Here is a 16391-nt window from a genome sequence, read left to right as displayed (position 1 = left end):
GACCATGGGCCTATTACTTTTAAAGTAATCTGCTCTACTGGCTTTGTTTTTGTAACGGTCTCTTTTTGTGTTTCTGTTTGAGTGATTTTTTCTTTTTTTTGACCTGTTTTTGATGGGGTCTTCTTTGAGGTAGTAGTCTTTTGGCCTCCAATACATCCACTTGCCACTACTGCAATGCCTAAAACTCCAACTAAAAGCAAGGCTATGAAGCCCTTTTTCCCACTCATGGAAACACCTCCGAAATCTCTTGAGGGAGTATATACTAAAAGTATATATACTTTATGCATGGCAACCATACCATCGACGAGCATTAACTGCATAGAGGAAGAGGAGAAGCATAAAAATTGAGAACATAAAATTCATTTTAGAAGAGAAAGAGTCATTTGAGTGCTCTCGTAGTCCTCTATAACTGCAAACATTCCTCCTACCTTTACGAGCCTTTTGCCCGTTTCTATGTCGATGTTATCCACCTGAGCATCAAAGGAAACAGCATATCCCACCACTTTCCCCTCTAGCTCCTCAATCTCCAGTGTCTTTAAGTTCTTTGCAAGAACTTTTGCATAAATAACCCCCTCGTTTATATGGCGTTTTATGAAGTCTGCAGCATGGAAAATGGCAAAGAAGCGAACATCACTGGGTTTATTGGCATCTTCCAAGACCAAGCTGGACTCCTTGAAAACTTCTCTTATGAATGTGTAGTGAGAGAATATTATCTCCGGATATGTGGATTTGAAACTTGGCGGGTTTCTGGGCTTGAATCCTAAGTTCTGGATGTCGATGACCTCTTTTCCATCGCTCATGCCGATGAAGTGACTCAAACCACCAAAGCGCCGCACAAAGAAATTTCCCACTCCTTCAAATTCAGATAGATCCAGTTCTCTGCCAAGATATAACGATACCGTTACTCCTTTCTCAAGGGAGGATATGATATCATCTTTTATAATTGGAATTATCCTTTCAGGGGCAACCAGAATCACCTCATTTTTTGCATTTTCAATGAGCTCTCTTGCCATTTCAATTGCTTCATCTAAAGAAGCTGTTCTCCATATGCCGGCTTTTACATCTTCCACTTTTGCAGCCTGAACTTCTTTTTCAAGACGCTCTTTCAGTTCATCAAGCTCTTTTTCAAATCTCAAAAAAGCAACCCTGGGGCTGAAGGCAACATAAACTTTTGGAGATCCTCTTATCTCATTTACAAAACCTCTCGACTTTAGAAGGGCTATCGTGTCATAAACCCTGTTATAGGGTATTCCTGTTCTTTTGGAGATTTCTCTGGCAGTGCTGGGGCCATAAACCAGCAAACTCCAGTATGCCAGTATTTCGTACTTTGTAAAACCCAGCTTGGTGAAGGAGGATAAAAGTTCACCACTAATCATCTTTATCGCCTCTGCGATAGGAATAAGTACTTTTCGTATATATATTTTATGGGAGGAAAATATGAGAGATCATCAGACAGACTTATTCACAAGAGTTCTCAGCAAAAGATTTATATATTGGGTAAACAAATATTTACCTGGTGAAGCACATGTTGAACCTATCCAAAAAAATAGGTATTTTATTGTTGATTCTTACCGTTAGTGGTCTGGCTTTTGTTGTTGTTAGTGGAGATGAACTTCCTCCCTTACAGCCACCACAGCAAAGCCCTCAAGAAGCTCCACAGGAACCCATACACTCCCCTCCTCAAGAATCTAAAGCTCCAGAGCCCCCAACACCCCCACAAGAAGCTCCACAACCCCCCCAGCCGCCAGCCCCACCTTCCGAAAAAAATATTGCTAAAGATGAAATATGGCACGCATATATAGAATTCCAAGAAGTTAATGAAATACTTTCAAACTCTCAGACAACAGAGGAAGTTAGGGATCTTGAAGATTTGGCGAAACAGTTTTACATAAAATCCGAGAAACTTTATGAAGCTGGCAAATACAAAGAGAGTAAAGTTTATGCACATTTAGCTATAGAAGCCCTACATGGGGTAAAGGATATTATGAGGGAGGGATGAGAATGCCTATGCCGCCGCTTCCTCCGGGAATGGAATTCCTTGGGTGGCTTGTGTTGATTGCAGTTATAGCAGGGGTTGTGTTCTTAATAACTAGATATTCGAGTTCCCAACATCCCACATCTTCATCTTCAAATCCAAAAATGGAAGAGACTATGGAAAGGCTCCTCGAGGAGATTAGGCTTTTAAGAAAAGAGATTAGAGAGCTTAGAGAAGAGTTTAAGGAATGAAATGGGGGATGCGATATTACTCAACAAGAAAAAGACATTGCTCAGAGGAGTGCGGATATCTTTAAGGCACTTTCAAGCCCCATACGGCTTAAAATACTCTCTCTATGTTTGAATGATGAAAAAACCAGTAAACAATTGAGAGATGCATTAGGCATATCTAAACCTCTCCTAATTTCACATCTCAGAAAACTAACAAATACCGGGCTTCTGGAATATAGAGTGGAGTTCGATGAAAAGAGAATGATAGTTCGAAAGTACTATAAAACCAAGAACATAGACCTGTGCATGATGGAGATTCTGGAGAAAATAATAAGCGAGATGGAACCTTAACCTTCTATCCCTCGAACATTCCTCCAGCTCATGCTGCTTTCAATGAGTTCTTCTATCGTCAGATGCTCCATTCCAGCTATTTCAGGTTCATAGTTTTTTAATAGGTCCAAAAGCTCCTTTTTTGAGAGCCTGCTTTCATCAAAGATTATGATTGCCTTCTTCGTGTATCCATTTATCGAGACCCTGTAAGTTGCAAGATTCTTTGAAAGCTCGTATTGAAGCTTTTGAGCTTCTTTCGGCTCTACTTTAAGTCTCATCTCCAGCTTTGTCAGCTCCATTCTCCTCCCTCCTCAGAAGTACCATTTAAGGTTGAGGTATGTCTTCTTGTAGAGTTCACTGTTTTTCATCCTCTCTATGAATTCCTTGGTTCTAATGTACTTGTCCTTCTTGTAATCCCAATCGGGGTGAAGGGCTTTCCATTCCTCCCATGAATAGCTGAACTGTGCCTGTACTTTGTCTCTATACAGCTCTGGAATTACATTGAAGGCACAGAAGGGAACAATTCTTCCATCGGGCATTGCATAATGGATAACACAGCGTTCAACCCTCTGCACATCGTAGTTATACTCGTCTTGGAAATGCATCATTCCAAGGAAGAGCGTCTTGTGATGGAATTCACCCAGTGCATCATAGGTACCCCGGGCAAATGCGTTCTTTATGATGCTGAGCACATCGAAGCTTTTTGGAGCATATTTTTCGTCGTAGAAGTTCTTGAACTTGAGGAAGATCTCACCCCCGACTTTGAGTTTCTGGAGCTTTCCGAGGCGCTTCCAGTTGCTCAGCTCTTCTGCTTTCTCTTCTAGAAATTCCACAAACCCTTCGACATCGATAAATCTTGGGATGGGAATTACTTCCTCCCCATCGAGGAATACGTATGTGGCAGCACCGCACGCAAAATGGGATGTCATATAATAACGTTTGCCCGTGAATTCCTCAAAAAAGCGTGCAATATGTCCCGCTATTGGAATAGCATACCAGTCATCCCTTGCAATACTCCCGTTTGTTTGTTCTTCTATCTTCTTTATTGCTCCGGGAATCGTTATCCTGAATCTCTGACGCTCCTTCGTTGGAACCCTCCCCACCATTGAGAGGGGCTGGAAGTTAACTCCCCTTATGATGTCGAGATGATTGAGACCAAAATTAATCATGGCACCAAGTTCATGATCATTGACATTTCTGATTGTTGTGGGCACCAAGACTATTCCAGGTCCTCCCGCCCTTCTAACGTTCTCCAGAATTAACGGTACTTCCCAATGGTTCTTCCAGTTCGTCTGGGGTGTCATTCCATCATAGCTCATGTATAAAGTGTTTACTCCCGCTTCCCTTATTCTCTTAACAAGTTCAGGCTCAAAGGCGAGCCTTATGCCATCTGTGTTTAGCTGCACGTGATCGTAACCTTCCTCTTTCGCTATTTTTATTATCTCTATAAGATCATCCCTCAATGTGGGCTCCCCGCCCGTGAACTGGACAGCATTGGCGCCTATCGGCTGCTCCTTCTTGGCGTTGCGGAGCATCACCCTTATCTGGTCAAGCGTCGGCTCGTAGATGGGCTGCCCTTCCTTGGCGTAGAAAAAGCAATACCAGCACGACAAATTACACCTATTCGTTAAAACAATGTTAAGGAGGCTCGTATGGGAGTAGTGTCTCTGACACAAACCGCAATCGAGGGGACAGTTTGCACCCGTGTTCTCAACGTTAAAAGAGGTAAGCTTCCAATCATAAGCCCATCTTGAAAAACGCTTAAACATGTCAGCATCTTCATAATAAACTTCCGTAAGCATGCCTTCGGGACATTTCTTGGTTATCCAAACCATTCCATTCTTTTCCCAGACGAGAGCTTGAACTATGCTCCTCGTTTCGGGACATATGGAATATGTTTTGTAGGGTAAACCCTTTGTATATCCAAAGGGCGCACTCTTGAGCATTTCCCTGAATTCCTCCTCGCTGATCTCAGGATGCTCAATGATTTCCCGGATGTGTTTCGTTGACTGTGCAAATTCTTTTTCGCCGCTTGGAGTCTCGCCCGCGTTCTCCATACTTATCACCTCTGATTCACTGTTACAAATAAAGGGTATAAAAACTTTTGCGTAAATATGAAGATTTACTTTCATAGGGGGTGCTCATGATTGTGGATATCACCTTTCCATGAGCCAAATTAAAAAGTGTTAAAAAGAATGCAAGCATCAAATAAGCTGGTGGTGAAACGTGCCTGCAAGGGAGATGAGAATGGAGATGTTTGTGCGCTCTCTCCTCAGGAGGGATTTCTCAAAAGCCCGTGCCCACCTGGACAAGCTGGAAAGGATTGTGGGTGAGGATGAATGGGGTAAGGGATACAGCAGGGCTATTGAGGGCTTTGTAAGTGCCCTGAAGGACAATGAGGGAGATTCACTTATCTTCAAGCTCATAAACGAATTTGACAGGGAAAAGGCTAAGGAACTTCTGGAGAATTTCGAAGGTATAGCGTCCCAGGAATTTAGAGATGATTATGAAAGGGGATACTATACTGCATGGAAGGAGCTTTTAACCGCATACCTCGCTCAATCAACTCTGGAGAGTGTTGGTCGTGGGAAGAGAAGAGCAGCTAAGAAGGCTTGAGGAAAGGATAAGGAACTGCAAAAAATGTCCTCTCGGCGAACTAAGAACGAATGCCGTGCCCGGGGCGGGGAATTACAGTTCCAAGATAATGTTTGTGGGGGAGGCACCTGGTTACTGGGAAGACCAAAAGGGTTTACCCTTTGTTGGAAGGGCGGGAAGGATTTTGGATGAGCTTTTGGAGAGTATTGGATTGGATAGGGAAGATGTTTACATTACGAACATTGTGAAGTGCCGTCCCCCAAACAACAGAGACCCTACGGAGGAGGAGATAAGGACCTGCTCTCCTTATCTGGATCTCCAGATTGATATTATAAGACCCAGAGTAATAATACCCTTGGGCAGGCATTCCATGGCATACATACTTAAGAAATTTGGCTTTGATGTGGAGCCTATAAGCAGGATACATGGGAAGATGTTTGAAGCGAGAACCCTCTTCGGCAGAATTATCATAATGCCAATGTATCATCCGGCAGTCGCCCTTTACAGACCCGCAATGAAAGAAGAGCTTGAGAAGGACTTTCGGAAGATAAGGGAATTGATAGATGGTATATCTTAATTTTCTGCCATATTTTGGAGATTTGTTAAAATTTCATTCATCTATTGAATACTTTTCTATGTTGAAAAAGCTCATACAAAAGTTTTTCGCCCGTTTTAAGTATGCTGAACTGCTTTTTTTGGGAAAGGTTTTTATGAAATAAGAGCGCATTAATGAACTTGATAGTACTATAAATACCATAGACATCCAGCAGGTGCAGGATTTAAACAGTAGCACTTCAGTGCTTCGGGAGCGTTCGTGGAAAAATTTCGGAAATTGTCAAAATGACCTAAAAAATTACGAAAGATTTATATTGCATTCGAATGAGAAAATGGCCGCGGCTTATCTCTAAAGGTTTGGAGGTGTCAAATGTATGAGTGATTTCGGTATATTGTCTTTGCTGCCGCCGCTGGTGGCTATTATATTGGCTGTATGGTCAAAAAGGGTGTTGTTTGCCCTGTTTGCTGGTGTATGGATTGGTGGAGTTATGGCCTCTGGATGGAATCCACTAACAGGCACCATAACAACTTGGCAATGGGTTATTGAGAACGTAACAGACAGCTGGAACGCCACGATATTGGTTTTTGACTTCCTGATTGGTGCGGGTGTTGGATTGATTTACAAATCGGGAGGCGCTCATGCAATCGCAAGGGCATTAACAAAGAGAATGCACAGTAGCAGAGCAGCTTCAGTGCTTGGATGGCTTCTTGGTATCCTTGTGTTCTTTGATGATTATACTAACACCATCATAGTGGGTAACACAATGAGACCAATAACTGACAGAGCAAGAGTTTCGAGAGAGATGCTCGCCTATATTGATGATTCAACCGCAGCACCTGTAGCAGGATTAGCAATTGTCTCTACATGGATTGGTTATGAGATAGGACTTATCGGTGAATCCTTTGATGAACTTGGGATTACACTTGGTTCATATGCAGCATGGCTTTCTAGCGTTCCATACAGGTTCTATTCAATCTTGGCTATAATACTGGTGTTTATTGTCGCTTACACCCATAGACATTATGGCCCAATGCTTCATGCCGAGTACAGAGCCAGAACAACTGGCAAGGTTCTCCGCGACGGAGCAAAACCATTGATGACAACTGAAGTCGATCTTGGAGCACCGAAAGAAGGTGGAGACATATGGAACTTCATTCTACCGATCCTGAGCCTTGTCTTCATAACACTCTATGGAATGTGGTACACTGGTGGTGGAGGCGCAACTTATGCAGAAGAGGGCTTAATGGGAGTACTTTCAAACTCTGATGCGGCCACTGCACTCCTATGGGGTTCATTCAGCATGGTATTAGTAGGATTAGTCCTAATTCTTGGAAGGAGACAAATGACAGTTGAGGAAACTGAAACTGCAATTGTACAAGGTATGAAACAGATGATGATGGCAAGTGCAATCTTAGTCCTTGCATGGAGCATTAAAAGTGCTACAAGTGCTGTTGGAACAGCAGACTATGTGGTGAATTTAGCTACCAGTGCAAACGTTCCAGCAGGTATAGTTCCAATGATTGTATTCTTGGTTGCAATGTTCATCTCATTCACAACAGGGACTTCATGGGGAACATTCGGCATTTTAATGCCAATTGCAATCCCGTTGGCATACCAAATTACAGGTGGGGAAATTGGCCCAGTACTATATGCATCAATAGGCGCAGTTTTTGCTGGTGGTATTTTCGGTGACCACTGTTCGCCGATAAGTGATACTACAATTATGAGTTCAATGTTCTCAGGAAGCGACCACATAGACCACGTGAACACTCAGATTCCATATGCAGTAACAGCGGCTGGGAGTGGAATAATACTTTACCTCCTATTCGCAATAGGGGTTCACAGCTGGCCAATTTTACTTCCAATAGGTACAGTACTCTTAATAGCTGCATGGTATGTCCTAAGCGAGTGGTACGGCAAGAAATATGGAATTCCACATGGAAAAGTGCCAATTTATGTTGTTGAGGAGTGATTCCCCTTTATTTTTATCTATTCTTCCTCCTTGAAGAGCCTTACCCAAAAACCTTATATATCTACCTACCTATCTACCTATCATGAATGGAATACAAAAGCTTAAAGAGATAAGAGGAAAGGTAAAAGAGGAGCTGGATCATATTCCCCGAGGGAATGAAGCTCAGAACATGCTGAGAATGGTCTATTGGAATGCTCGACTCAACAGTTTGGGGAAAAAACCAAGGTTTAGAAACAAGGAAGAATGTTTGAAATATGCCATTAGACTTGTTAGGGAGACATACCCGGAGTTTGAACCACAATATGACAGGGAATTTTTTGAATTGGATAAAGAGGGTGGTGACAATGATAATCGATGAAATAATTCTTGGAGATTGCTTGGAATGGATACCAAAACTCAAGGGGATTCATTTAAGCTTCCTCGATCCTCCGTTTAATCAGGGAAAAGAATATCGCTTTTTTAACGACAAATTAAGTGATGAAGAATACTGGGGATGGATGGAAGAGGTGGTTTATGAAATCTACAAAATTACGGAAGATGGAGGGGCAATTTATTTCATGCAGAGGGAGAAAAACACGGAGTGGGTTTTAAAGATTCTCAGAGAGGCTGGGTGGACTCTTCAAAATCTAATAATATGGAAGAAAATGGCATCTGCCGTTCCCCAGAAATACAGATTTAATAAGGCATATCAGATAATAGCTTTTGCCACAAAAGGGAAGAAGCCAAGGGTGTTCAATAAATTAAGGGCGGATTATCCTTTAGCTCCATGGCACAAGTATCCAAGAGAGAATGGCATGTATATTCATGATGTTTGGGAGGATATTAGAGAGCTCACATCGGGCTATTTTGCCGGTGATGAGCCAATCAGGGATAAAAGCGGTAAGAGGCTCCATCTACAGCAGTCGCCGGTGGCTTTGCTTTTAAGGATTATACTCTCTTCAACGATGCCAGGGGATGTAGTTTTGGATCCCTTTGCAGGGACGGGAACCACTTTGGTGGTTGCAAAACAGCTGAAAAGGCATTACATCGGGATTGAAATTGACCCGCACTATGTGGAAATCATCAAGAATAGGCTTTCAAAACTCAGGAAGGCGGATGATGTGGGGAGATACAGAGAGTATTACAGATTTACAGAAGATTTGGATAAAATATGGCCAGTTCATGAAAAACCTTTAAAAGCTCCCAAACAAAAGACACTTCTCGATGTTGAGCTATCCCAACATAGTGGAAACATTCATGAAGACGGTGGAACTGCTGGAGTCAGGGAAAATCAGTCTACATGATGGATTAGAGAAGATTATTCTCACCTCCTCCCTTTCGGATTTGGCTTACGTGGATGGTAGAAAAACAGCGCATGATCTGGGATTCGATGTCTGGAAAAAGCTAAAGCCCTCCGATGAAAGACTAAAACAGAAATTGGGGCTTAAAAATTTGTATACCAACTCGCAGGCGTTTCCCGATTTCATGTTTAAATCTAGAGTTAACAACGGCCAGCTGGTGGGAGGGGAGATACTGGAGCTAAAGGATGCCCAGGGAGGCAACATCGCATCATTCAACTCCACAATACCAACCGAGTATAAGACGTTGAAGGAAATTGAAAGGTTAAATGGTCAAAAAGGGAAAACGGTAATTAAGATAGCTGAACTTCTGGATGAGAATTCAAAAAATGCAGAGTGGAGGATATACAAACGCAAGTGTTTTTACATGATTAGAACCCATAAAAAGCATCAGGACAAAATCAGGGTTTCTATCGTTGACGGAGCATTTTTTGAAACCATTCCGGAGAGGGAATTAATACCCTCCATGTTTCAAAATATATTTGACAGGCATGCTGGAGAATATGAAATCCCCGATAATATCAGAGAGGATGCTAGACAAGTGTTTCGATATCTAACGGATCATATCCTCATATCCTTCTCCCAGGATATAACCAATGCTTCAATAAAGCCGAGATTAAGGATAATGGCCGAAGCAACGAAAGAAGGGAATCCTCACTGGAGGGAGTATGGAATACCGGAAAAGACCTTTAATTTAATAATCAAAGCTGATGGTGAGGCAAAGATTGTGGAGGACATTATAAAGAAGAGAGAGATGCGGATACAAAAACATAAAATAAAACACAGAAATGATGGAGAATTTCTCGTGTTTAGTTACAGGGTGAGGTGAGAGGATGCTGGTGAGAGCATTTGTACCATCCCACATAACCGCTTTTTTTGTGCCGAGGTTTAATGAAAACTATCTTTTGGCGGGATCCCTTGGAGCAGGGGTGAATTTAAATAGGGGAATAACGATCATTGCGGGTATTGAAGAGGGCGTTGAAAGGCAGGTTCGCGTGGCATTTAACGGCAAACCTGTAAAAAGAAAGAGCGCTGTAATAAGCTATTCCGTTGCTGAAGAGATAGTTCCAAGAGATTTCCCTGGAGAAGTTGAGATCTGGGAGTACTTTGATTTTCCAAATGGTTATGGGTTTGGAAACAGTGGAGGAGGTGCACTTGGGACCGCCCTGGCACTTTCGTATGCCTTTAAAAATAAGACAATGCTCCAAGCGGCTCAGATAGCACACAAGCATGAGGTTCTCAACAGGGGCGGTCTTGGAGACGTTATAGCCCAGCTCACGGGGGGAGTTGAGATAAGGATCAAAGAAGGTGCTCCCGGAGTCGGTGTTGTTGACAATATCTTTTTTGAGGATTACAAGGTTCTGGCGGTTCCGTTAGGAAGGCTCTCCACGAGGGAGGTTCTCGAGGGTGATATGATTAAGCTGATTGAGAGAGAAGGCATGAAAGCTCTTGAGAAACTCCTCATGGCTCCCAATGTGGAGAATATGATGCGGCTATCGAGAGAATTTGCTGAGAATACCGGGCTCCTTGAGGGAGAGCTTTTGGAGATTGCAAGGGAACTTGATAAGGTCATAAAGCTCCCGAGCTCAATGGTGATGCTTGGAAAAAGTCTGTTCGCCTTTTTAAGGGGGAATGAGATCCCAAAGGCTCAGGAGACTCTGGACGAGCTTTCAATAGAACGCTACGAGATCTGTGAAGTTTGGAAGGGAAAACCCGAAGTTGGAAGATGGTTTGGGAGTGTGTCTAAGAGTTATCTATGAGGTACATGTTTGTTTGAAGTTTTGCATTGTTTGAGCGTCTGAAGCCATGTAGTAAACACCAAGCAATCTTGGACACATGGTTGGTTAACCTTTTATCCTCTTCTGCTCTAAATATGCTGGTGGTGAGAGATGTTATATGCCGAACTTGCTGAACTCTACAGCCGTCTGGAGAAGACAACTTTAAAGACTCTTAAAACGAGGCTTGTTGCGGAATTTCTAAGAAAAGTTGAGGATCCAGATCTCCTTGAGATAATTCCATACCTCATTCTGGGCAAGGTCTTTCCGGACTGGGATGAGCGTGAGCTCGGAGTGGGTGAGAAGCTTCTCATAAGGGCAGTTTCCATGAGCACGGGTATAGATGCCAGGGAAATTGAGAATTCAATTAAGGATACAGGGGATCTTGGAGAAAGCATAGCCCTTGCTTTAAAGAGAAAGAAGCAGAGAAGCTTCTTCTCACAGCCCCTTAAGATAGAACGCGTTTATTCGACCCTCGTTAAGGTTGCGGAGACTCAGGGAGAGAGAAGCCAGGACAGGAAGCTCAAACTCCTGGCAAATCTTTTTATGGATGCAAAGCCGGAGGAGGGGAAGTATCTGGCTAGGACCATTCTGGGAACAATGAGAACCGGGGTCGCCGAGGGTCTCTTAAGGGATGCTCTTGGAGAGGCTTTCAGGGTGGATGTCCCCCTTGTAGAAAGGGCATTCATGCTCACGAGCGACTTTGGCCATGTAGCTAGGATTGCCAAGCTTGAGGGAAATGAAGGCCTTTCAAGGGTTGAGATGCAGGTAGGAAAGCCCATCCGCCCAATGCTCGCCCAGCAGGCGGCGGGAGTTAAAGACGCCCTCAGGGAAATGGGAGGAGAGGCAGAGTTCGAGATCAAATACGATGGGGCGAGGGTTCAGGTTCATAAGGATGGGGACAGGGTTATAATATATTCAAGAAGGCTCGAGAACGTTACCAGGTCAATACCCGACGTCGTGGATCAGGTTAGAGCCCATCTAAAGCCCGAGAAAGTTATAGTTGAAGGTGAGCTCGTGGCAGTCGGTGAGAATGGAAGACCGAGGCCTTTCCAGTTTGTTTTAAGGCGTTTCAGACGCAAATACAACATAGACGAGATGATAGAGCGTATTCCCCTTGAGCTGAATTTCTTTGACATCCTCTATGTGAACGGGGAGAGCATGATTGAGAAGACGCTCAGTGATAGAAGAAGAATACTCGAAAGCGTCGTTGAGGAAGGAGAGGGCATAAAGCTGGCACTCAAGCTTGTCACAGGGAATGAAGAGGAAGCCGAGCGCTTTTACAGGGAAGCCCTTGAGATGGGACATGAAGGGCTCATGGCGAAGCGTTTGGACTCCATTTATGAACCCGGTAACAGGGGAAAGAAATGGCTTAAGATAAAGCCCACCATGGAGAATCTCGACTTGGTCATCATCGGAGCAGAGTGGGGTGAGGGAAGGAGGGCCCATGTATTCGCCTCGTACCTTCTGGGGGCGTATGATGCTGAGCGCGGTGACTTTGTACCCGTGGGCAAAGTTGGAAGCGGCTTTACGGATGAGGACCTTGTGAAATTTACGGAGATGCTGAAGCCTCTCGTGATGGAGGAGCACGGTAAGGAGGTTAAAATAGAGCCCAAGATTGTCGTGGAGATTGCATATCAGGAAATACAGAAGAGCCCGAAGTACGAGAGCGGCTTTGCTTTGAGATTCCCGCGCTACGTGTCCCTCAGGGAGGATAAAAGTCCCGAGGAAGCCGATACTCTGGACAAAGTCGCCCAGCTGTACACCCTGCAGGAGAGAATGAGAGGGAAAAAGGTATAAACCAAAAATGCACATATAACTTGAGGACGATGAAATTAGTGCCCAGCATAGCCTATCTTCGCATTTACAAGCAGACATTTGTGGGTTACTCGATGGCTCTGGCTGGCTGGATAGGTGAGCATCTGGTTAATGAAGGAGTGCTCCCAAAGCCCATATTCTTCTCCCGCTCTCTTAAAAAGCTCAACTTTAAATTCATGGGTGAGGAGAGAGGGGAAGAGCTTACTCAATTCTTCGCCAACAGGAATGTGGGTATAACAGTTTCCCATGATCCATTTCATGATTCCCTCTTTCTCCAAATATACCCACTGAAGAGGAGGATCTCCTCAGCTATGACGGTTAGAGCTCAATATCTGGAGTTTTACAACCAGTTTGTCGTCTCAATTGAGCCTGCCCAAAAGCTTCCTCGCGGCATTAAGAGCCTTGGAATAAATCCCCTCATCCTAGAGGATGATTATCCCATGAGCGTTCCCTACTGGGGAATGGTGCATGAGGATTGGGAGAGTGACTTGAAGCTCCTCGTCATGCTGGATGAGCTTTTTGATGAACTCAATGAGAAAGAATACCGCTGTCCGGTTTGTTTCTCACCTCTGAGAAGAGAAGGCTATTCTCTAAAATGCGATACGTGTGGCTTCACGTTTGTTGGTGAGGAGAACTTTGCGGAAGTCATCGAAGAAGCGGCAGAGGGAGAAGAAGCCGCCTTCTGAAATGGAAAAGGTTATATTGCATAACGTTAAAATTCTAATTAGAGCGTTAAAATTGGGTGGTCGATATGAAGAGGAAGGTTAAGGTCATTACAGACCCGAAGGTAATTAAGCTGATGCTTGAAGATACCAGGAGACAGATTTTAAGGCTTTTGAGGGATAGGGAGATGACGATCTCCCAGCTCTCTGAGATATTGAAGAAGACGCCCCAGACCATCTACCATCATGTTGAGAAGCTGAAAGAGGCAGGACTCGTTGAGGTTAAGAGGACGGAGATGAAGGGGAACCTTGTGGAGAAGTACTACGGTAGAACCGCAGATGCCTTTTACATAAACCTCTACCTCGGTGATGAGGAACTGCGCTATATGGCAAGGGCAAGGCTCAGGACAAAGCTGGAGATTTTCAAAGCACTTGGCTTTGAGTTCAATGAGGATGAGCTCTTGGATATAATGGACAGGATTCTGGAGAAGGAGCATGAGAGTAAAACACGTATTTCTAAGATGATTGAGGAGAAGGAGGAGGCTTTAAAGGACTTCTCCAACGAGGACATAATCCATGCTATAGACTGGCTCTCAATAGCTGAGCTTGGAAGGGATGAGGAAACACTCGAGCTTCTTAAAAAGCTCGGTGGGATACTTGAGAGAAATAATTAAAATTTGATTTGGGAGTAGGGAGGATTATGGCGAAAGGGATTAGATTGCTGGTACTGGATGTTTTAAAACCCCATCAGCCCATGGTGACGGAGCTCGCCTTGGGATTGAGCGAGCTTAAGGGGGTTGACGGGGTTAACATAACCCTCGTGGAAATAGACAAGGAGACGGAGAACATCAAGATAACGATAGTTGGAGATAACCTGGACTATGAAGAGATTGTCAGGACCATAGAAGAATTCGGGGGGGTCGTGCACAGCATAGACATGGTTGCTGCCGGGAAGAGGATTATAGAAGAGAGTGAGACGCCTCAAGATAGACTTGAGGAATATTGAGAGTAGATGGATATGAAGGAAGTTCTTATTATTACTGATCCGGAAAAGATCAAGTTACTTGCGGATAGAACTAGGCTTGAGATAGTTAATTTGCTCAGGGAACGCCCGATGGCAGCCTCCGAGCTCAGTATTATGCTAAAAAAGGATGTCTCAACAATATACCGGCACCTAAATCTTCTGGAAAGTGCGGGATTCATAAAGGCAGTGAGAAAGGAAGGGAATGAAAAGCTCTATCGAAGGACTGCTAGGATATTCCTCATAGCCCCTTCCCGGGAAGGAGATCTGGTGACTCCAATCATGGACGTTATACACTTTCAGGAGGCGGAGACTCTCTATAACCTATTTACAAGCGCGGGATTTGAAATTGAAGACAAAGACATGTTTGTAGAGATTATAAAGACCTTCCTAAGTAATTTTGAAGCCCTTTCAAGGGATCTCATTAAACGGCTGGAAGGCATCGATATAAACCCAGTTGAGTTTATACACCTCATGAATCTCCTCGTTTTAATAAACTCCCCCAAGCTGCAGGAAGAGGCAAAAAAATTAAGGGAGCTTTTGAAGCTGGATGACATGTGATTGAACCTAACATCCCCTGCATGCTCTATCGAGTTTGTACCAGAAGAAAAACGGGAAAAATGAAATTTAGAACTCCATCACCCACTTAACTGCTAGTGGAACTTTTTTCGCAACCTCCAGCGCAGTGAAATTCTCTCCCATCTCTTCCTTCACCATATCTCCCGCTAATCCATTAAGGAAAGCTCCGACTGAAGCCGCCCTAAACGGATCGTTTCCCAGAGCAAGCAAGGCCCCAATAATGCCAGCTAAAACGTCTCCCGTTCCGCCCGTCGTCATCCCCCTGTTGCCCGTTTTATTGTACTTCCAAGTCTTCCCATCGCTTATTATATCATAAGCTCCTTTGAGCAAGATTGTGCCGTTGATTTCTCTCGCCTTCTCGGTGACGAGCTTTGCTTTCTTCTCTAAGCTCCCCTCAGGCTTTTCACCAAAGAGAATCTTGAATTCCCCAGCATGTGGAGTTAAAACAAAAGTTTTATCCCTTAAAACGCTCAGATCCTCAGCTATAACCTTGAGAGCGTCAGCATCAATTACCATTGGCTTCTTGCAGTGCTTAACGAATTCTCTTACAAATTCTTTGGTCTCCTCACTCAATCCAATTCCCATTCCAATTGCTACGGCATCAGCCTTTTCTGCTAAAGCCAAGACTTCCTCCAGGTGCTCTTTTGAGAAGTTCTTGCCCTTAACGGGTCTCAAGATTAAGTCTGGGTCGTTTATTCTCCCCGCACTTTCTTCAGGCATTGCTAGATAAACGAGATCAACTAAATAGGAAGCAGCTTTTGAAGCTAAATAAGGTGCTCCAAAGTAGTTCTCGCTTCCTCCGATTATCAAAACTTTGCCATTTTGACCTTTATGCTCTCCTTTTTTCCTTAACGCAAACTTTGCATCTCCAGGACCAACTAAATGGTAGAGCTCTTTGGGATAACCAATCTTAGCTATTATCCTTTCAAAACCTTCGTATTCCTCTTTGTCCCATTGGAAAGTTACCGCAAAGTCGCAATTTACTCTAACACTCGAAGGATAACCGCTCGGCAGATCAACGCTAACTATCTTAGCTTTTCCAGAATATTCATTGATTTTCTCAACAGCGCTCCTTATTGGCTCTCTCGGCTCTCCCCTAGTTCCCGCGCCGAGTAAAGCATCAACTATGATATCAAAACCTTTCAAATCCAGAGCTTTTATTTGACTTGAGTCTTTAAGAACTTTAATCTTTACAAAATCGAGCTTCTTGAGAATTTCCCAGTTGTGCTTTGCCTCTTCGCTCCTGATTTTCACCTCATCGCCGACCAAAAAAACTGTAACATCGTTTTCAAAGCTTAAATGCCTAGCTGCAACAAAGCCATCTCCTCCATTGTTTCCTGTTCCACAGAATATTGCCACTTTAAGTCCTTTTCCAAACTTTTCTTCAATTATATTTGCCACACCGGCACCGGCATTTTCCATGAGCTGAAACGGAGAGATTCCAAGCCACTTAGCGTTTATATCCCAAATGTAAACGTCTTCAATTTTCATGGGCATCACCGTAGGAAACTTGGAGAAAGAAGGTTAAGGACTTTTTGTCC

General features: G+C 43.7%; 19 protein-coding genes and 1 pseudogene. 15 read left to right on the top strand and 5 right to left on the bottom strand.

Annotated elements, in window-relative coordinates; genetic code table 11:
• Both ACXJGZ_RS06420 and ACXJGZ_RS06415 read right to left on the bottom strand, forming a co-directional pair.
• A pseudogene (locus ACXJGZ_RS06420) lies at positions 1 to 227 on the bottom strand (extracellular solute-binding protein); the annotation flags it as partial.
• Positions 228 to 359: 132 nt separating this feature from the next.
• Positions 360 to 1376, bottom strand: a complete 1017-nt coding sequence (locus tag ACXJGZ_RS06415) for a helix-turn-helix domain-containing protein (protein ID WP_456321953.1) — start codon at positions 1374 to 1376, stop codon at positions 360 to 362.
• Positions 1377 to 1516: 140 nt separating this feature from the next.
• On the opposite strand from ACXJGZ_RS06415, the gene ACXJGZ_RS06410 reads away from it, so the two are divergent.
• From ACXJGZ_RS06410 to ACXJGZ_RS06400, 3 genes are read left to right on the top strand one after another with little or no spacing between them, the layout of a single operon-like run.
• A complete protein-coding gene (locus ACXJGZ_RS06410; protein WP_456321954.1) occupies positions 1517 to 1999 on the top strand; it encodes a hypothetical protein in 483 nt (160 codons plus the stop codon).
• The gene (locus tag ACXJGZ_RS06405) at positions 1996 to 2226 is read left to right on the top strand and encodes a hypothetical protein (protein ID WP_456321955.1); all 231 of its coding nucleotides are present in this window, start codon (positions 1996 to 1998) and stop codon (positions 2224 to 2226) included. Before ACXJGZ_RS06410 ends, ACXJGZ_RS06405 begins: the two co-directional genes overlap by 4 nt.
• A 15-nt stretch (positions 2227 to 2241) precedes the next feature.
• Entirely contained in the window at positions 2242 to 2556 is a 315-nt protein-coding gene (locus ACXJGZ_RS06400) for an ArsR/SmtB family transcription factor (protein WP_456398679.1), read from the top strand.
• On the opposite strand, the gene ACXJGZ_RS06395 is transcribed toward ACXJGZ_RS06400, so the two are convergent.
• Together ACXJGZ_RS06395 and tes are read right to left on the bottom strand one after the other, a co-directional pair.
• Positions 2553 to 2834, bottom strand: a complete 282-nt coding sequence (locus ACXJGZ_RS06395) for a DUF3213 domain-containing protein (protein ID WP_293257495.1) — start codon at positions 2832 to 2834, stop codon at positions 2553 to 2555. The genes ACXJGZ_RS06400 and ACXJGZ_RS06395 overlap by 4 nt on opposite strands.
• 12 nt (positions 2835 to 2846) lie before the next feature.
• A complete protein-coding gene (gene tes, locus ACXJGZ_RS06390) occupies positions 2847 to 4592 on the bottom strand; it encodes a tetraether lipid synthase Tes (protein ID WP_456398674.1) in 1746 nt (581 codons plus the stop codon).
• A 169-nt stretch (positions 4593 to 4761) separates the two neighbouring features.
• On the opposite strand from tes, the gene ACXJGZ_RS06385 reads away from it, so the two are divergent.
• From ACXJGZ_RS06385 to ACXJGZ_RS06330, 12 genes are all read left to right on the top strand, one after another.
• The gene (locus ACXJGZ_RS06385) at positions 4762 to 5151 is read left to right on the top strand and encodes a hypothetical protein (RefSeq protein ID WP_293257489.1); all 390 of its coding nucleotides are present in this window, start codon (positions 4762 to 4764) and stop codon (positions 5149 to 5151) included.
• Entirely contained in the window at positions 5120 to 5707 is a 588-nt protein-coding gene (gene udg / locus ACXJGZ_RS06380; protein ID WP_456321957.1) for a type-4 uracil-DNA glycosylase, read from the top strand. Before ACXJGZ_RS06385 ends, udg begins: the two co-directional genes overlap by 32 nt.
• Positions 5708 to 6059: 352 nt before the next feature.
• On the top strand, positions 6060 to 7658 hold the full coding sequence (locus ACXJGZ_RS06375) for a Na+/H+ antiporter NhaC family protein (protein WP_456398671.1): 1599 nt from the start codon (positions 6060 to 6062) through the stop codon (positions 7656 to 7658).
• A gap of 82 nt (positions 7659 to 7740) precedes the next feature.
• Positions 7741 to 8016 (top strand): hypothetical protein, encoded by a 276-nt coding sequence (locus tag ACXJGZ_RS06370; RefSeq protein ID WP_456398669.1) that lies wholly within the window; start codon positions 7741 to 7743, stop codon positions 8014 to 8016.
• Positions 8003 to 8941, top strand: coding sequence for a DNA-methyltransferase (locus tag ACXJGZ_RS06365; protein ID WP_456321960.1), 939 nt, complete (start codon positions 8003 to 8005; stop codon positions 8939 to 8941). Before ACXJGZ_RS06370 ends, ACXJGZ_RS06365 begins: the two co-directional genes overlap by 14 nt.
• The gene (locus ACXJGZ_RS06360) at positions 8895 to 9824 is read left to right on the top strand and encodes a hypothetical protein (RefSeq protein ID WP_456398667.1); all 930 of its coding nucleotides are present in this window, start codon (positions 8895 to 8897) and stop codon (positions 9822 to 9824) included. Before ACXJGZ_RS06365 ends, ACXJGZ_RS06360 begins: the two co-directional genes overlap by 47 nt.
• Positions 9825 to 9828: 4 nt before the next feature.
• Positions 9829 to 10755, top strand: coding sequence for a pantoate kinase (locus tag ACXJGZ_RS06355; RefSeq protein WP_456398665.1), 927 nt, complete (start codon positions 9829 to 9831; stop codon positions 10753 to 10755).
• A 129-nt stretch (positions 10756 to 10884) separates the two neighbouring features.
• Positions 10885 to 12570 (top strand): ATP-dependent DNA ligase, encoded by a 1686-nt coding sequence (locus ACXJGZ_RS06350; RefSeq protein ID WP_293255588.1) that lies wholly within the window; start codon positions 10885 to 10887, stop codon positions 12568 to 12570.
• Between the two features lie 29 nt (positions 12571 to 12599).
• On the top strand, positions 12600 to 13274 hold the full coding sequence (locus ACXJGZ_RS06345; RefSeq protein ID WP_456321963.1) for an eL43 family ribosomal protein: 675 nt from the start codon (positions 12600 to 12602) through the stop codon (positions 13272 to 13274).
• A gap of 65 nt (positions 13275 to 13339) precedes the next feature.
• Complete coding sequence (locus ACXJGZ_RS06340; protein WP_293255583.1) at positions 13340 to 13924, top strand: winged helix-turn-helix domain-containing protein; 585 nt, start codon at positions 13340 to 13342, stop codon at positions 13922 to 13924.
• Between the two features lie 26 nt (positions 13925 to 13950).
• Positions 13951 to 14256 (top strand): DUF211 domain-containing protein, encoded by a 306-nt coding sequence (locus ACXJGZ_RS06335; protein WP_293255580.1) that lies wholly within the window; start codon positions 13951 to 13953, stop codon positions 14254 to 14256.
• A 6-nt stretch (positions 14257 to 14262) separates the two neighbouring features.
• Positions 14263 to 14832: an ArsR/SmtB family transcription factor gene (locus ACXJGZ_RS06330; RefSeq protein WP_293255578.1), complete on the top strand. Its 570-nt coding sequence runs from the start codon at positions 14263 to 14265 to the stop codon at positions 14830 to 14832.
• 66 nt (positions 14833 to 14898) lie between these two features.
• Here ACXJGZ_RS06330 and ACXJGZ_RS06325 read toward each other — a convergent pair whose 3' ends face one another.
• Positions 14899 to 16341, bottom strand: coding sequence for an NAD(P)H-hydrate dehydratase (locus ACXJGZ_RS06325; protein WP_456398677.1), 1443 nt, complete (start codon positions 16339 to 16341; stop codon positions 14899 to 14901).
• Positions 16342 to 16391 lie beyond the last annotated feature (50 nt).

Source organism: Palaeococcus sp. (in: euryarchaeotes) (assembly GCF_053987695.1).
Note: the sequence above shows the minus strand (reverse complement) of the source record. Positions and strands in the feature narration are given on the sequence as shown.

What these genes read in the sequence shown, in the direction of transcription:
- ACXJGZ_RS06415 (WP_456321953.1), bottom strand. Translation starts at nt 1,376, where the DNA reads ATGATTAGTGGTGAACTTTTATCCTCCTTCACCAAGCTGGGTTTTACA.
- ACXJGZ_RS06405 (WP_456321955.1), top strand. Translation starts at nt 1,996, where the DNA reads ATGAGAATGCCTATGCCGCCGCTTCCTCCGGGAATGGAATTCCTTGGG.
- ACXJGZ_RS06395 (WP_293257495.1), bottom strand. Translation starts at nt 2,834, where the DNA reads ATGGAGCTGACAAAGCTGGAGATGAGACTTAAAGTAGAGCCGAAAGAA.
- tes (WP_456398674.1), bottom strand. Translation starts at nt 4,592, where the DNA reads ATGGAGAACGCGGGCGAGACTCCAAGCGGCGAAAAAGAATTTGCACAG.
- ACXJGZ_RS06375 (WP_456398671.1), top strand. Translation starts at nt 6,060, where the DNA reads ATGAGTGATTTCGGTATATTGTCTTTGCTGCCGCCGCTGGTGGCTATT.
- ACXJGZ_RS06370 (WP_456398669.1), top strand. Translation starts at nt 7,741, where the DNA reads ATGAATGGAATACAAAAGCTTAAAGAGATAAGAGGAAAGGTAAAAGAG.
- ACXJGZ_RS06365 (WP_456321960.1), top strand. Translation starts at nt 8,003, where the DNA reads ATGATAATCGATGAAATAATTCTTGGAGATTGCTTGGAATGGATACCA.
- ACXJGZ_RS06360 (WP_456398667.1), top strand. Translation starts at nt 8,895, where the DNA reads ATGAAGACGGTGGAACTGCTGGAGTCAGGGAAAATCAGTCTACATGAT.
- ACXJGZ_RS06355 (WP_456398665.1), top strand. Translation starts at nt 9,829, where the DNA reads ATGCTGGTGAGAGCATTTGTACCATCCCACATAACCGCTTTTTTTGTG.
- ACXJGZ_RS06350 (WP_293255588.1), top strand. Translation starts at nt 10,885, where the DNA reads ATGTTATATGCCGAACTTGCTGAACTCTACAGCCGTCTGGAGAAGACA.
- ACXJGZ_RS06345 (WP_456321963.1), top strand. Translation starts at nt 12,600, where the DNA reads ATGAAATTAGTGCCCAGCATAGCCTATCTTCGCATTTACAAGCAGACA.
- ACXJGZ_RS06340 (WP_293255583.1), top strand. Translation starts at nt 13,340, where the DNA reads ATGAAGAGGAAGGTTAAGGTCATTACAGACCCGAAGGTAATTAAGCTG.
- ACXJGZ_RS06335 (WP_293255580.1), top strand. Translation starts at nt 13,951, where the DNA reads ATGGCGAAAGGGATTAGATTGCTGGTACTGGATGTTTTAAAACCCCAT.
- ACXJGZ_RS06330 (WP_293255578.1), top strand. Translation starts at nt 14,263, where the DNA reads ATGGATATGAAGGAAGTTCTTATTATTACTGATCCGGAAAAGATCAAG.
- ACXJGZ_RS06325 (WP_456398677.1), bottom strand. Translation starts at nt 16,341, where the DNA reads ATGAAAATTGAAGACGTTTACATTTGGGATATAAACGCTAAGTGGCTT.